Here is a 15,717-nt window from a genome sequence, read left to right as displayed (position 1 = left end):
AGCCCCCTTAAAATTAATAGTTTTGAGTTAACAGTGGGCTGCTCAAAAGTCCACTGTCAACTAAACAATGTTTACATATATTAATGTTAAATTAAGGAAACGAAAATTTCAATAATTTTTTGTAAAATTCACACAAATTTATTCTAAGCAAGTCCCGATAGTAAAACTCCGATTAAATAAGCAGCTCCAGCCGCTAGCCCTCCTACTATAAGCATCTCTAAACCAGACTTAAACCAATTTTTACCAGTTATTTTAACCTTTAGTGAACCAAGTGTAAATAAAGTTAAGGCCGTTAGCATACAAGAAACGGAGAACGTATTTTCTCCAACGTTCAAACCTGGAATAAATTTAGAAAAGACATATGCTACTAAAGGGATTAATCCAAATACCGCAAAAGAAAAAAATGTTACTAAGGCGTTCTTAACTGGGGATTCATTTTCTTCAATTATACCTAGCTCCTCAACCATCATAATATCTACCCAAGCTTCTTTGTTTTTAGCAATAATATTTGTTACGGTTTCAGCATCCTCTTCGCTCATTCCTTTAGTCATATATAATTCCTTTAATTCCTGTTTTTCACCTTCTGGATAATGTTCTACCTCCCAGGCTTCTCTCTTCCGTTCCTGTTCCTTATATTCCATTTCTGCTTTAGTACTTAAATAATCTCCAATAGCCATGGATAGACCATCTCCCACAAGATTAGCAAAACCTAGGATAAGTACTACACTTGGCTCTAGTGCTGCACCTGCTACTCCAGCAACTACTGCGAAGGTTGTAATAATACCATCTAAGCCTCCATAAATTAGACTTTTAATATATTGACCTTGCTCTTGATTATGGTTTTCCTGTGCACTAGTTTTATTTTGATTATGTGCTTCTATGGTATCTTCAACACTCTTCTTTTGATAAGCATCCCTTGCCTTATCTAGATTTCTTGACAGCATAATATACGCCTCCTTCTAGGTTACTTTTTAAACAACAAAAATAGCCTAACAGAATAAATATATGCTAGAAGAAATAGATTCATTATATAAAATTTTTAATATGACTATGAAAGGTTATTTCACCTTATTAATTGCCAGATGAGTGGAATTTTTATTTATAAACATCAAACCATCCTTTTCTCTTAAACCATAAAAACATAAATACAGCTAGCGTTCCCATAAATCCTAAAGCTGCAAAATATCCATACTTCCATCTAAGTTCTGGCATATAGTCAAAATTCATCCCGTAAACCCCTGCAATAAATGTAAGTGGTATAAATATCGTAGAAATAACTGTTAAAACCATCATATTTGTATTCATTCTATTTGAGTTTATTGACATATAACTGTCTCTCATATCAGCTGTTACATCCCTGTTTGCCTCTATCATTTCCGATAATTTAAGCAAGTGATCATGTATATCTGCAAAATAAAATTTATTTTCCTTAAACCAATTTAATCTTTCTGAATTTACTATACGATATAGTAAATCTCTCATTGAATTTACAATCCTTCTTAGTTGTAATAAATCTCCTCTAATATCAAATACTTGATCAACTAATTTATGCACAGGTAGCCGATTCATGTTATTATCAATTTTCTCCAAACTGTCTTCTACTTGATATATTGCTGGAAAAAACTGATCAACAACTTTATCTAATATTGCATAAGCAACATAGGTAGGCCCTTTTTCCCAGGCATGTTTATTACTTGAAATTCTTTCCCAGGCATAATCTAACTCATCTTGGTGAGTTTTATGTACTGATACTATGTAGTTCTCACCAACAAACAGCCCTACATCTTCGGGACATAGTGTTTCTTCATTCAATGCATTTATAACAAAAAAATCATAACCTCCATAGTAGTCAAGTTTTGGCCTATGAGATATCTGCATGCAGTCTTCTATTGCTAAAGGATGAAATCCAAAATGGTATCTAAGAAGCTTTTCCTCGCCTTCATTTGGATCTTCTATATCCACCCAATACCAATCTATATTTGGATTTGATAAGCTATCAATTGATGTGTAGTTATTTAATTCTAAGTTCTTATTTACAGTTATTATTCGAATCAATTATTTTCCACCTCAGTCATACTTAACTTCTTTCTATAATGATAAACAGAATTCTTGGCATCAGTTGAAATCTTAACTTCAACTAATGCTTAGAAATGTTTTTTCTAATGTACTGTTTTTCAACTCTATTTTTAATATATCCAATACTCCTAACTATATTAGACTTTCAATTTTACAAATCCATAGGATATTTTAAATATGAAAAAAACAGCCCTAAAATAGGCTGTTTCTTATATTGCTAGCTTAAATATAACTCCTACTGCAATTACTACAACACCAACTGTTGCTGCTAAAAGTATTTGTTTTCTTTCTTTGTTTCTTTTTCTCTTAGCACGCCTTTGTCTCTTATTTGTTATCTCCATTTGTACCACCCTTTTATACTATAGTATAGTATAATTATAAATGGATAATTTTGGAAATACAATCCTTTTTACTATATTATTAATAATGTATAAAATTCACATCTATTTGTTTATAATTTTTATTACTTTCTCAACAGCATCATAAAGAGTTCCATCATTAACTATCCTATAATCTGAACACTTCTTATAAAGTTCATATCTTTCATCATAGAGCTCATATAACTTATGCATTCCATCCTTTAAAAGAGGCCTTTTAGAAATACTTGAATTGTGAGCAATATTTTCAAGTGGTCTATCTATAAAGATTATTATTCCATTTTGCTTTAATACTTCAATATTTGAATAATTTTTAATTACTCCCCCACCTGTAGAAATAATAATACCTCTTTCCCTACTATATTTTTGAACAGCTTCTCTTTCAAGCTTTCTAAACTTTTCTTCTCCTTCTTCAAATATTTCGGCTATACTCTTTCCAGTCTCTCTCTCTATTGACTTATCTATATCAATTCGTCTAACATTAATATTTTTAGCCAAAATTTTAGCTATTGTGCTTTTTCCACATCCAGGCATACCAATTAATACTATATTTTTATTTAGCTTTACCATACATAATCACCCTAATATCTTCGTATATTTCCTCTACTAATTTATCTTCAATTTTTATTCCCTGCCAAACTTCCTGCGACGCTACTGCTTGTGCAACCAGCATATAAAGTCCATTAAAGGCTTTAAGTCCCATCTTTTTCGCCTGCCTTAAAAAAAGAGTCTCTTCTGGGTTATAGATTAAATCTATGGCAGTAGAAAACTCCATCAACATGCCTTTATCTTCTACTGGACTATATTCTACATTTGGATACATTCCACAAGGAGTACAATTTATGATTATGTCAAAATTCTTTATATTACAGATTTCTTCATAGGATATAATTTTAAACATATTTATACTATTTTCTTTATTTCTAGTATTATCTATAAAAAAGCTGCCATTAGCTAACTTTTCCTTCATCCCCTTAGGGTCTCTGCTTACAAAAACGACATCATTAATGCCATTATCAATTAAATAATGTGCCACGGCCTTAGCCGCTCCCCCAGTCCCTAATATCAAAGTTCTTCTTTTATTCACTTCAATGTTTTCTTTTCTCAATGAAGCACCAAAACCAAAATAATCTGTATTATATCCTGTAAGAACATTCTCATTAAAGAGAATGGTATTCACTGCGCCCATCTTCTCTGCTTCAGGAGATAAATTATTAAGATATTTCATTACCTCTATTTTATAAGGGACAGTTACATTTAATCCCTTGAAGCCATTACCCTTTAACTCATCTATATCCGCTTTAAGATTATCTCTTTGTATTTCAAATAAACTATATTCTCCTTTTAGATTTAACTTATTTAAGATAATATTATGTATTTTAGGAGAAAAACTATGTCCTAACTTTTCACCTATTAGACCATAAAATCCGTTCATTAAGTATCCAACCTTTCAAATCAGCACTTTTCTCAAACTATGCGTTACAAGCATCTACATCTCTGAATTCATTCAACTGAAAATCAAGTAGAGTTTAATCTCATCTGATTCAAGTTTCGCTTCATTGATAATACCATAAAAATAGTTAGATTGAACAGTACATCTCATATTGACCTATATTATCCCTTGTAAATCCTTTATTTTTCACATAGCTTTGCAAGGAAGAATTATTAGCAAATCCTATGCTTAATCTTTCAAGCTGCAATTCATTAATACATTTTATTATTAAATTTGTTGCTATACCTTTATTTCTAAACTCAGAATTCACCCACAAAAAGTTTATTTTCGCACTTTTATTTAAGCTAGCAGCACCAATTAGAATATCATCTTTATAGGCACCAAAGGTTACCTGCCCCTCAGATTTTTCAATATACTCCATATCATTCTGCCAACTTACATGTGTGTCTTTAAGATTTTCAAATACTTTCCTTAGTTCTTCAGAGTTGATTTTTTTGATAAGAGTATCTTTACTCTCTTTAAAGCATAGCTTGCTTAGGTCATTTAGTGAAAAATAACTTAAATCATAGGTCTTCTCATAACCATTTTTTTTATAAAATTTAATTGCTCTATCATTTCCTAATATAACCTCTAAAAATAATTGCTTACAGCCTGCTTTAATCCCTATTTCTCTATGTAAGTCATGAAGTTTTTTACTAATTCCTTTTCCTCTATACTTAGGATGTATTGCCAATGCTCCACATCTCATTGTTTTAATACTCTCATAGTTTTTAATTGCTCCTAATATAACTCCGATAGGTTTGTCTTCATCTAAAGCTAAAAAAGAGGTTTCTAACTGGTTTCCTTCTGGTCCGAAAAATCTTTTAAAAAATAAATCTTTAGATATTTCCATTTTTATTATGTAATCTGAAAATCCAATTCTAAATGCCTCATAAATAAGATCTTCATCTACCTCTGAACATTTTTTGTAAACTATCATCATACTTCCCCCATTTATAATATTTTAATAACTTTTGCTTATAATTTTATTTAGTATTGTGTCTATATACTCCTTTACTATGGCCTCATCAATTTGGATACCCATAACACTATTACAAAATACTATTCCATCCATGGTTGACAGGATTATATATACCATTGAATCTATGTCTAATCTTTCATCAAATTCTCCACTTTTTATTCCTTCTTTCAATATTGCTGAAAGATCGTTGTAAAATAATTTATATCTTTCCTTTGCTTTATCTGATGTATCCTTATTCCTTGATAATACAGACCAAAATTCAAAAGTAAATCTTGCATTAAGTTTCGCCTCTCCGTCGAATTGTCCATATAGTGTCCACTCAACATAACTAATTATTTTATCTTTGTTCGACATCTCCTTAGTGAAACCTTTAATAAGCTCATGTCTCTTATTAAAACGCTCTTCTGCAATAGCTAAAAATATTTCATCTTTACTCTTAAAGTAATTGTATATTCCTCCCTTGCTTATACCTGAAGCTTCCACAATATCATCTATAGAAGTTTCCATGAAGCCTTTTCTAGAAAACAGGCTCATAGCATGTTGTATTATTAAGCTTTTTCTTAAATTCCTAGCTTCTTCAGTTATTTTTGGTGACATAACATCCTCCACATTTTAAAAAACCGACTATACAGTTTTTTATTTTATATTATCATACAATTTATTAAGTTTCAAGCGTATAGTTAAACTCCTAAATAAGCTTTCAAAAAATTTACAATGACCTCTTAAAAAGCTATTTCTGAAACTTCAGTAATAGCTTTTTAAGAAGTCTAAGATGTGTCACTTTTTCCCTATAAAATCCCCCTAATACCCCTGTACTTAAACCAAAACTTTGCTAACAATATCAACAATATAAAATGAGAATTTGGTGCAAATCCCAACATATTACAGTAATCACAGCATCCAAAATACCTATACCTACAATACCTACAGCCTTTCCTACGGCTCATAAAATTCCTCCTTATCATCCTAAGTATTATAACCTCATAGTTCATTGTACTTAGCAAAATCGTATCTGTGACTAAATTAAATATAAAATTTGCATCCTTTTGGAAAAAAACTCTTGCGCCTTACCTAACGTCATGTGGTAAAATGTTTTATGTAGAGGTGATTCCATGTCTGAAAAAAAGGAAGTTTTGTATACTATTGGAGAATTTGCTGAAAAAGCAGGAGTTACACTCCGAACCCTAAGATATTATGATAAAATAGGTTTACTGACACCTTGTTCCTATAATGCGTTCGGGCACAGGTTATACAGTAAACAAGATTTTGGTAAACTTCAAAAGATTTTAACACTAAAATTTATAGGCCTTTCACTAGATGATATAGCTAGCATTATGAAATATGACTTAAGCGATAACGATTTTAAAAAACCTCTTGAGATACAAAAATCAATAATGGAAGAGAAAATTCACCATATTCAGATGGTAATAAAAGCTATTGATGAAGCAGTACATATGTTAGATAACGACCATGTTCTAAATTGGGATAAGTTTATAAATATAATTAATGTAATTAATATAGATAAGAAATGGTCAGAACAATACGAAAATGCTTCAAATTTAAGAGCTAGAATAAGAATTCACGAGCTTTTTAGTATCAATAAACAAGGATGGATGAATTGGTTCTTTGAACAAATGGATATTCTCGAGAAAGCCTCTATACTTGAATTAGGATGTGGCGACGGAACTCTATGGAAGAAAAACTTCAATAAGATACCAGAAGACTCAGCTATCACTTTAACTGACTTTTCTCAAGGAATGATTAGAGATGCTAAAAAAAACTTAGGCAGTAAAGCTAAAAGGTTTAAATTTGAGCAGGTAGACGTTCAAAACATTCCCTTTGAGGATTGTAGCTTTGATATAGTGGTTGCTAACCATATGCTCTATCATGTTTCGGATAAGGAAAAAGCCTTTTCAGAAATAAAAAGAGTTTTGAAACCTAACGGACATTTTTATGCTTCTACTATAGGCAAAAACCATATGAAAGAAATGAGAGAAATTATTACAAAGTTTAACTCTGAAAATATAACTTCAGAAAGCTGGAGTGAAACAGAAAGTTTTCAAATAGAAAATGGTTTTGAACAGGTTTCAAAATGGTTTAAAGAGGTCAAACTAAAAAGGTATAATGATAGCTTAAAAGTTACAAACCCAATGCCGCTTGTAGATTATATATTTTCTATGCCTGGTAATACCAAAGGAGTTCTTGATGAAGAAAAACTGCAAAATCTTATGAGTTTTTTAGAAGTTGAAATTGGTAAAACTGGAGAAATTTATATAACTAAAGATACAGGCTTTTTTCAAGGGAAAAAGTGATTTTATTTAATATAGGAAGGATTGATTTTAATGAATAAAAAAATTCCATTTTCACCACCAGATATTACTCAATCTGAAATAGATGCAGTCGTTGAGGTTTTGAAATCAGGCTGGATTACTTCTGGTCCCAAAACTGCTGAATTTGAAGTTAAACTTGCTGAATACTTAGAAACTAGTAAGGTAGTAGCATTAAATAGTGCTACTGCAGGATTAGAACTTGTTCTAAAGGTTTTTGATATAAAAGAGGGAGACGAAGTTATATCAACTCCTTATACTTACACAGCTACTTCTAGCGTATGTTTACATAGAGGTATTAAACCAATTTTTGTTGATGTCGAAAAGGATAGCTTCATTATAGATATAAATAAAATAGCTGATGCTATAACTCCTAAAACAAAAGCTATTTACACTGTAGATTTTGCTGGAATACCTGTGGATTATGATGGAATTCGTGAGGTACTAAGATCTAAAAACCGCGAAGATATAATTTTTGTATCTGATTCCTCTCACTCTTTTGGTGCAAAATACAAAGGAAAAAGAGTTGGAGGTCAAGCAGATTTCCATATTTTCTCCTTCCATGCAGTAAAGAACTTTACTACAGCTGAAGGTGGATGCCTAAGTTTCGGGAACAATAACTTTAAAGGCAGAGAAGATTTATATAAAGACTTTAAATTAGCATCTCTACATGGTCAATCAAAGGATGCTCTTTCAAAAATGAAAGCTGGAGCTTGGAAATATGATATAGTTACAGATGGTTATAAGTGTAATCTTACTGATATGGCTTCTGCTATAGGACTTGTACAGTTGACTAGATATGAAGAAATGCTTCAAAAACGTAAGGCTATATTTGATGTTTACTCTAGCCTTTTCGGTGAAAAAGATTGGGCTATACTACCTTTCGAAAGAGAAGGTGAGACTGTAACTTCATATCACCTATATCCTTTGCGTATTAAAGGCTTTAACGAAGAACAAAGAAATGAAGTCATTCAAACATTAGCGGATAAAGATATAGCTACAAATGTTCACTTTATTCCACTACCAATGTTTAGCCTTTACAAAAATCTTGGATATAAAATAGAAGATTATCCAAATGCTTTTGCACAATATGCAAATGAGATTTCAGTACCTCTATACTCTCTTCTTACACTAGAAGATGCTGAATATGTAGCTAAAGAACTTATAAAAGCAGTAGAAAAAACTATGAAATAAGTGAGGAAAACCAAATGAAAGTTAATTTTTATACTTCAACTAGAGAATATAATGAAAAGAAGGCTGAATTTGATAAAGCTGTCTTAGATGTTATGGCTAAGGGCAGCTTTATTTTAGGACCTGAGGTTAAAGAACTTGAAGAGAAAATTAAAGAGTTTACTGGTGCCAAACATGCAATAGCTGTTGCTTCTGGTACAGATGCTTTAGTTATGACTTCAGATATACTAGGATTTAAAAATGGCAAGGAAGTAATAACTTCTCCATTTACCTTTTTAGCATCTACTTCTTGTATAGCTAAACATAATGCAAAACCAGTATTTGTTGACATTGATGAAGAAACATTTAATATAGATGCAAATAGAATTGAAGAAAAGATTACTGCAAACACTGCCGGTATAATACCAATTCACCTATTCTCTCAAATGGCAGATATGGATAAGGTTATGGAAGTAGCGTCAAAGCACAATCTGAAAGTTTTAGAAGATGCTGCTGAATCCTTCGGTATGAAATGGAAAGGAAATAGTTCCTCATATAGACATTCAGGTTCTATTGGAGATATGGGTATCTTCTCATTCTTCCCAACTAAAACCTTAGGTGCTTACGGTGATGCTGGAATGATTATTACAAATGATGATACATTAGCTGAAAGAACAAGAATGTTTAGAGTTCATGGCGCAGCTAAAAAATATCATTATGAATATATAGGTTACAATTCTAGACTTGATACAATGCAAGCAGCTGTATTATTAGTTAAGTTAAAATATATGGATGAGTCAATAAAGAAAAGAGATATCGTAGCAAGCTGGTATAAAGAAAGATTATCAGATTGTGAGTTTGTAAAAATACCTGGCATAAAAGGAGATCAGAAACCTGTATACTATGTATTTAATATACTAGCAGAAAGAAGAGATGACCTTGCAGCCTTCTTAAAAGAAAATGAAGTTGGCACTAGTATATACTATCCGATTCCATTGCATTTACAAAATTGCTTTAGTTATTTAGGATACAAAAAAGGAGATTTCCCTGTATCTGAAAGAATTTCAGAGAAAATCCTTGCCCTTCCAATATATCCTGAAATAACAGAAGAAGAAGTAGATTTTGTGTGTGAGACTATAAAGAAATTCTATAGTAAATAATAAAAAGGAATGGGCTTAATCCCATTCCTTATTTTCCCTTTATATATTTGTCATATTTAATAGGCTTGTTATCTTCCCATGGTTTATAACTCTCTGCAAACTTAACTCTATCTTCAAAGGTTGGATGGTCGTAGTTCCAAAGCTTATATACAACTCCGGTAGTCGGTAAAATCAAACTGTTTTGATGTAATTTTATTGTTGATGATAAAGTTGCTTCATTATCTTTTGTAAGTTCAAGTTCAAATCTATCTGCTTCAGTTTCTGTGTACCTAGAATATGCATTGGAAAAAGGTGAACCTACAAAGGTAAATATGGTTAAAAGCAACATAATTAGCGGTAAAGAAGCTATATCATGGAGTTTTGTGAATCCGAAAACTCCTCCAGATTTACTTAATATCCAAAGGGCACTTTTATTAATGAGATAAAGAATAAATATACTTGATACTCCTGCAATTAGTATCGCTTTCCAAACATGTCCCATTAGGTAATGTCCCATTTCATGAGCTACGACTGCAAGTGTTTCTCTATCAGTTAAGTTCTTTATAGTAGTATCCCAAAGTACAACTCTTTTGGTATTTAAAACCCCGGTCATATATGCGTTCATCTCTTTAGTATCAACGCTCTTATTTACCTGATATACTTTGACATCTTGAATCCCTGTCCTATCAATTAGATCGTAAATCTTAGCTTCAAGCTTTGTATCTTGGACCTTTTCGTATTTGCTGAAAATAGGATCAATGTATACAGGTGAAATAAAGGTCATGAAAAATATTACTGGGATTAAAAGGACTCCCATATGAAGCCACCAATAATTGGGAGATTTCTTTATTAAAAAGTAAGGCACACAAATAAAGATAGAACCTGATACAATTGATATTGCAAAACCTTTTAGTATGTCTCCTAGCCATTTCCCAAGGCTTTGATTTGAAAGATTATAAGCATGTTTAAGTACAAAGCCGCTATAATAATCCAGTGGTAAACTAATTAGGGCGTTTATAAAATAATAAATAATAAAGTAAAGCACTATAACTACAATTGCAAATCTACTTTTTCCTTGTGCCCAATTTCTAATTCCTGCAGATAACCCACTAAATAAAAATAAAGCTGGTATGAAAAAGCTTAGGACTATTCCAGTTACCCATACAGCTACTTTCTTCTGTTGGTATTCTATAGCCCTTTCTGAAGGAGGTGCAATTGTTAGGTTTTTATCCCCTCTCATTCGTGTTTCTTCAATGTAATTTTGCTTTATATACATATTATTCTGATTCTCTGTAAGTTTTACACTAAATACAAAAGCAATTATTAGACATATGAATACAATAATTGAAATTAGTAGTTCTTTTTTCATTTTATCCCCCCAGGTTTAATAAATTACATATATTTTATAATATATGTGTGTCATCATTTATTTATCCACTACTGTTTACATTAAAACTTATCAATTCGATTATTAAATTTACTTGCTTGTATACTTACCATTAAAAAGAATATAATAAATCTAACCACAAAATATTTGTAGCAAATATAACTTATAAACAACATAGCTACAATAAAATTATATTATTTTAGCAATTAAATAAGATATTTTAAAATACGAAAGGTATGTGATAACAGGTGAGTAAGATAGAAACAGCCACATTTGCCTTAGGTTGATTTTGGGGTCCTGATGCCAAGTTTGGTCATCTAAATGGAGTAGTTTCCACACGAGTTGGGTACTGCGGCGGTGAAAAAACAAATCCAACTTATCGTGATTTAGGGAATCACTCAGAAACAATTCAGATTGATTATGATACTGAAAAAATTTCCTATAAACAACTTTTAGATATTTTCTGGGACAGCCATGAACCAAACTATAAACCTTATTCAAGACAATATATGTCTATAATTTTTTATAATGATGAAAAACAAAAACAAGTTGCTATAGAAAGTAAGATAGCTGTAGAGAATTCATTAAACACAAAAGTATATACCGAAATTTTGCCTTTGAACACCTTTTACTATGCAGAAATGTATCATCAAAAATATTATCTTCAGCAGGATCCTAAAATAATGATGGAAATTAGAAATAAATTTGATTCTGCAAAAGAATTTGTAAACTCTACCTTAGCTGCCCGCATAAATGGTTATGTGGCTGGATATGGAAATTTACATGATATAAAAACAACTATTGAAAGCTATGCTCTCTCTGAATACACTACAAAACGACTTTTATACAGATAGAAATTATTTATAAAAAATGGAATGGGGTTTTCCCCCCATTCCATTAAATTCTAAATTTATCTGTATGCTCTTTTAAGTTTAATGCTAGGTTATTTAAGTTAGTCGCAATACCAGCCAATTCATCAGTAGATTTACTTTGTCCTTCTGACGCTGCTGCAATCTCTTGAAATGAAGAGCTAATTTCACTAGTAACCTCTAGAGTCTTATTTACAGAATCTAAAACTTTATCCTTATTTTCATTTATAGACTGTATAAATTCTGCTGTTTTTTGTATTTGTGGAATCATAGCTTGAACATTTTGTATTATGTTATTAAAGCAATCTTCCGTATTTTTAGCAGTATGTATACCATCAGAAATAATCTTCTCTGATTCTTCTGCAACTTTAACAGTTTCCTGTGATTCATTTAATATATCCTTTATTAAATCTGATATCTTCATTGCCGCACCTTGTGACTGTTCTGCAAGCTTTCTTATTTCATCCGCTACTACCGCAAACCCTTTACCAGCATCTCCAACTCTTGCTGCTTCGATTGCTGCATTTAATGCTAAAAGATTTGTCTGTTCTGATATAGAGTTAATAACTTGAAGTATTGTTGATATCTCAGATGACTTTTTATTTAGCATTTGAATTTTAGTGCTTATATTTTTAGATGAGCTTCCAATATCATTTATACTATTGTTTAATGAAACAAGGTATTCCTTTCCTGAAGAACTTAAATCACTAGTTACATTAGAAGTATTTTGTAAAATATTTATCATTTCATTCATAGTTTGAAGCCTATCAGATAAAGTTCCCATATTGTTACTTACAACATCTACCTCTTGTACCTGAATTATAGAAGCTTTTTTAACATTATTTATAGTGCTACTTATTTCATCTGAAGTAGAACTAACCTCTTCTGAAAATGATGCTAATTCATGAGAGGAATTTATAATGTTATCTGAAAACTCTTGAATATCTGTAATTACAGATTTTAAATTAACAAGCATTTGTTCAAAACTTCTGGATAGTATACCAAGTTCATCATTTCCTTTTACCACTGTGAACCCTTGTGTTAAATCTCCGCTTGAAATACATTCTGAGGTTTCTGCTAAGTTTATTAGTGGTGATACTATTTTATTTATAATTCTATACGTAATAGTTATAGTAATTAATATTAAAATAATTGCAATTAATATTGAGTATAAAATTACATTTTGTTGTTTTTTAACTACATCCTTAGTAGATACAGCAACCTCGATTACTCCAAAAATGGAATTGTTTTCCTTGTAAGGCATAACAACTAAATAAGAATCTTTTTCCTCCTGAACTTTCACTTGTCCATCACTTAGAGAAGCCTTTGCCAAGCTGTCTTCAACTTTTTTACCGACTTTACTTTTATCTGTATGCGCAATAACATTTAAATCCTTATCTAAAAAATCAGCTCGGTTAAGTCTAGATTTGTCAATTTTGTCCAAAATGGTTTGTGCAGAGTTTTGATTTATAAGTTCCATAGCTTTACTAGCCTCAATACCTACCTGTACAAATCCATTATGATCTAAAGTTGTTGAACCATATTTGTAGTACTTTCCATCAGTGTCACTTTTCTTTATAGGTTCATCAATCCTTAAAGCATCAGTAGTCAATAATTTTCTAGAAGCTGAAGTATCCTTGTACCTGAAACCTATATCTTCTTTTAAGTTTGCATATTCAACTACTCCATCTTTATTTGAAGTAGCTACTTCTGTAATACCTACTCTTTTAGCAAATTCAGTTAAAGTATCATTATTTACCTCTTTCATGTTAAGCACAGCCTGACCAGCAGTAAATATTTGTTCTTCTAACTGTTTCTCAATTGCCTTGGAAAACTTGTTTCCACTTTCCAGGGATAGTGCTATGCTTTTAGCTACATCAAGACTATTAGCCTCTACTTCTTTTTTCATAGTATTTTTAAAATTAGTTACTATAAATGTTTCAGACAGGACTATTGTAATACAAAGTAATACTGAAAATATTAGTGTTAACTTAATTTTGATTGAACTCCTCTTGCTATCCATTTTTCTCCTCCACACTAGCTTAAATGTAAATAGTATTGTGCTTTAAAAATATACAATATTATTCTACCATATATGTTTCCATTTTCTTTATTTGTTATAAGATTCTGTAAATAATGTATCATCTTAAACTACTTGATATATTATGAACTCCTATCATCTAATTTTTAATTTTCATATAATTAAACTTAAGTTTTCGCACTAGATTATATTATATATTCCAACTTAATTATTTAAGTGTAACCAATACTTGACAGACAAATATGCAATACATATAATTGTTATAGCAAGTATATTAAGGAGGAAGCGTTCGAATGCAGCTTGATGACTATATTGGATTTATTTTTAACAATGCTTCTAGAAAACTGAATCAGTTTGCTGTGGACTTTTTTAAACCCTATGATCTTACACCAGAACAGGCTGGAATTATTAGAAGATTAGGAGAACAAGAAGGCATAAACCAAAAAGAATTATCTATACGAATGGCTAAGGATCAGACAAATATAACAAGGTTATTGGATCAATTGCAGAAAAAAGGATTGATAAAAAGAGGACCTAACAAAGAAGATAGAAGATCATTTCTTATATATTTAACTTATAAAGGAAAAGAAATAAATGAGAAACTAATACCTGTGGAGATTGAAATTATGAATATAGCGCTAAAGGGTGTATCTAAAGAAAAAAAGGCTTTATTGGAGAAAATAATAAATGAAATAGTAGGAAACATAAATGCATATAATAAAACTGATATAACTAATAAACAGAATCTATAAGTCATTTATGGGCTTAGATTATATATTTTTTATAAAAGGAGGAATAAGAATGAACTTGGAAAACATTAAGGAATCAATTGTAACTAATGTATATCACATTCCTGCAGATAAGAAGGTGCCCTTACATAAACATCCAAAGCATGATGAAATTTTCTACTGTATTAAAGGTGAAGGCTTTGGCGTACTGGAAAATAAAGAAGTCGAATTAACAGTAGGAAAAGCTTTTATTGTTCCTGCAGGAGAAATGCATGCTCTACGATCAGACAGTAATTTATATGTTAGCTCTTTTTTAATTCCTGTTGTTGAAGAATAAAACTTTACATATTTATTATTTATAAAGAATCATAATGAATTTTAATCTTATATTCTAATTATAAAAGGAGGTACCCACATGTCAAATATTTATAAAGATTTATACCAATTTAGCTCTTATATTCCACCTATAGATCTTACATTTCATCAATACCTTCTGTTAACTAATGAACCTCTGTTGATTCATACAGGTAGCATGCAGCAGGCAGAAGCTTTATTACCCAAACTGAAAGATATTCTTGGTGACAATACACTAAAATATATTTTTATTTCACACTTTGAATCAGATGAATGTGGTGGACTGTCACTAATATTAAAGCATTTTCCTGAAGCGAAACCAATCTGTTCCGAGGTTACAGCGAGACAGCTAAGTGGCTTTGGAATTACAAATGACATAATAATAAAAAAACCAGGAGAAAAGCTGATTTCTAGTGGGTATGAACTTGAATTTATTAGTTATCCATCTGAGATGCATCTATGGGAAGGTCTATTACTCATGGAAAATACTCGTGGAATATTCTTTAGCAGTGATTTATTGTTCCGCTTTGGAAAAGAATTTGGTTCAGTAATAGAAGGCGATTGGCAGGCAGAAGTAGCTGGCATAAGTCCAGAGCAAGTATCAGATTTTGAGCGAAGAACCCAATTACAGCAGACCTTGGGCAAATTAAACCCTAAATTTGCTGCGACTGGTCATGGCCCATGCCTTAAGTTTTAATAAACAGAATTCTTGGCATCAGATGGAGTTTTAACTCCAACTGATGCTTAGAAGTCGTTATCCAGGGGCGTAGCCGCT

General features: G+C 31.1%; 15 protein-coding genes and 1 pseudogene. 7 read left to right on the top strand and 9 right to left on the bottom strand.

Annotation, left to right across the window (positions count from 1 at the left end; translation table 11 throughout):
- Positions 1–143 precede the first annotated feature (143 nt).
- From AC0N0V_RS08750 to AC0N0V_RS08720, 7 genes are all read right to left on the bottom strand, one after another.
- Entirely contained in the window at positions 144–944 is an 801-nt protein-coding gene (locus AC0N0V_RS08750) for a VIT1/CCC1 transporter family protein (protein WP_474463576.1), read from the bottom strand.
- Positions 945–1,095: 151 nt separating this feature from the next.
- Complete coding sequence (corA, locus tag AC0N0V_RS08745) at positions 1,096–2,055, bottom strand: magnesium/cobalt transporter CorA (RefSeq protein ID WP_474463575.1); 960 nt, start codon at positions 2,053–2,055, stop codon at positions 1,096–1,098.
- A 230-nt stretch (positions 2,056–2,285) separates the two neighbouring features.
- Complete coding sequence (locus tag AC0N0V_RS08740) at positions 2,286–2,417, bottom strand: hypothetical protein (RefSeq protein WP_474463574.1); 132 nt, start codon at positions 2,415–2,417, stop codon at positions 2,286–2,288.
- A 102-nt stretch (positions 2,418–2,519) separates the two neighbouring features.
- The gene (locus tag AC0N0V_RS08735) at positions 2,520–3,023 is read right to left on the bottom strand and encodes a shikimate kinase (RefSeq protein WP_474463573.1); all 504 of its coding nucleotides are present in this window, start codon (positions 3,021–3,023) and stop codon (positions 2,520–2,522) included.
- Positions 3,007–3,888: a shikimate dehydrogenase gene (gene aroE, locus AC0N0V_RS08730; RefSeq protein ID WP_474463572.1), complete on the bottom strand. Its 882-nt coding sequence runs from the start codon at positions 3,886–3,888 to the stop codon at positions 3,007–3,009. The genes AC0N0V_RS08735 and aroE overlap by 17 nt, the downstream gene beginning before the upstream one ends.
- A 145-nt stretch (positions 3,889–4,033) precedes the next feature.
- Positions 4,034–4,885 carry a GNAT family N-acetyltransferase gene (locus AC0N0V_RS08725; RefSeq protein ID WP_474463571.1) on the bottom strand — a complete coding sequence of 284 codons (852 nt, stop codon included), beginning with the start codon at positions 4,883–4,885 and terminating at the stop codon, positions 4,034–4,036.
- Positions 4,886–4,909: 24 nt separating this feature from the next.
- Positions 4,910–5,524, bottom strand: coding sequence for a TetR/AcrR family transcriptional regulator (locus AC0N0V_RS08720; protein ID WP_474463570.1), 615 nt, complete (start codon positions 5,522–5,524; stop codon positions 4,910–4,912).
- A 515-nt stretch (positions 5,525–6,039) separates the two neighbouring features.
- On the opposite strand from AC0N0V_RS08720, the gene AC0N0V_RS08715 reads away from it, so the two are divergent.
- Genes AC0N0V_RS08715 through AC0N0V_RS08705 form a run of 3 tightly spaced genes read left to right on the top strand, consistent with a single transcriptional unit; the run spans position 6,040 to position 9,584 of the window.
- Positions 6,040–7,239, top strand: coding sequence for a MerR family transcriptional regulator (locus tag AC0N0V_RS08715; protein ID WP_474463569.1), 1,200 nt, complete (start codon positions 6,040–6,042; stop codon positions 7,237–7,239).
- A 30-nt stretch (positions 7,240–7,269) separates the two neighbouring features.
- Complete coding sequence (locus tag AC0N0V_RS08710) at positions 7,270–8,448, top strand: DegT/DnrJ/EryC1/StrS family aminotransferase (RefSeq protein WP_474463568.1); 1,179 nt, start codon at positions 7,270–7,272, stop codon at positions 8,446–8,448.
- Positions 8,449–8,462: 14 nt separating this feature from the next.
- Positions 8,463–9,584 (top strand): DegT/DnrJ/EryC1/StrS family aminotransferase, encoded by a 1,122-nt coding sequence (locus AC0N0V_RS08705; RefSeq protein ID WP_474463567.1) that lies wholly within the window; start codon positions 8,463–8,465, stop codon positions 9,582–9,584.
- A gap of 28 nt (positions 9,585–9,612) precedes the next feature.
- On the opposite strand, the gene AC0N0V_RS08700 is transcribed toward AC0N0V_RS08705, so the two are convergent.
- Positions 9,613–10,932, bottom strand: a complete 1,320-nt coding sequence (locus AC0N0V_RS08700; protein WP_474463566.1) for a M48 family metallopeptidase — start codon at positions 10,930–10,932, stop codon at positions 9,613–9,615.
- A 317-nt stretch (positions 10,933–11,249) separates the two neighbouring features.
- Here AC0N0V_RS08700 and AC0N0V_RS08695 point away from each other — a divergent pair.
- Positions 11,250–11,804, top strand: a pseudogene (locus AC0N0V_RS08695) (peptide-methionine (S)-S-oxide reductase); the annotation flags it as partial.
- A gap of 43 nt (positions 11,805–11,847) precedes the next feature.
- On the opposite strand, the gene AC0N0V_RS08690 reads toward AC0N0V_RS08695, so the two are convergent.
- Positions 11,848–13,842 (bottom strand): methyl-accepting chemotaxis protein, encoded by a 1,995-nt coding sequence (locus AC0N0V_RS08690; protein ID WP_474463565.1) that lies wholly within the window; start codon positions 13,840–13,842, stop codon positions 11,848–11,850.
- Between the two features lie 311 nt (positions 13,843–14,153).
- On the opposite strand from AC0N0V_RS08690, the gene AC0N0V_RS08685 reads away from it, so the two are divergent.
- The 3 genes from AC0N0V_RS08685 to AC0N0V_RS08675 all read left to right on the top strand — a co-directional run bounded on the left by AC0N0V_RS08685 (position 14,154) and on the right by AC0N0V_RS08675 (position 15,639).
- Positions 14,154–14,612, top strand: coding sequence for a MarR family winged helix-turn-helix transcriptional regulator (locus AC0N0V_RS08685; protein ID WP_474463564.1), 459 nt, complete (start codon positions 14,154–14,156; stop codon positions 14,610–14,612).
- Positions 14,613–14,661: 49 nt separating this feature from the next.
- Positions 14,662–14,925: a cupin domain-containing protein gene (locus AC0N0V_RS08680; protein WP_474463563.1), complete on the top strand. Its 264-nt coding sequence runs from the start codon at positions 14,662–14,664 to the stop codon at positions 14,923–14,925.
- A gap of 78 nt (positions 14,926–15,003) precedes the next feature.
- A complete protein-coding gene (locus AC0N0V_RS08675; protein WP_474463562.1) occupies positions 15,004–15,639 on the top strand; it encodes an oxygen-binding di-iron domain-containing protein in 636 nt (211 codons plus the stop codon).
- The last annotated feature ends 78 nt before the right edge of the window (positions 15,640–15,717 follow it).

The organism is Clostridium sp. CS1-1 (assembly GCF_056135525.1).
The sequence above is the reverse complement of the archived record's forward strand: the minus strand, read 5'-3'. Positions and strand labels throughout refer to the sequence as shown.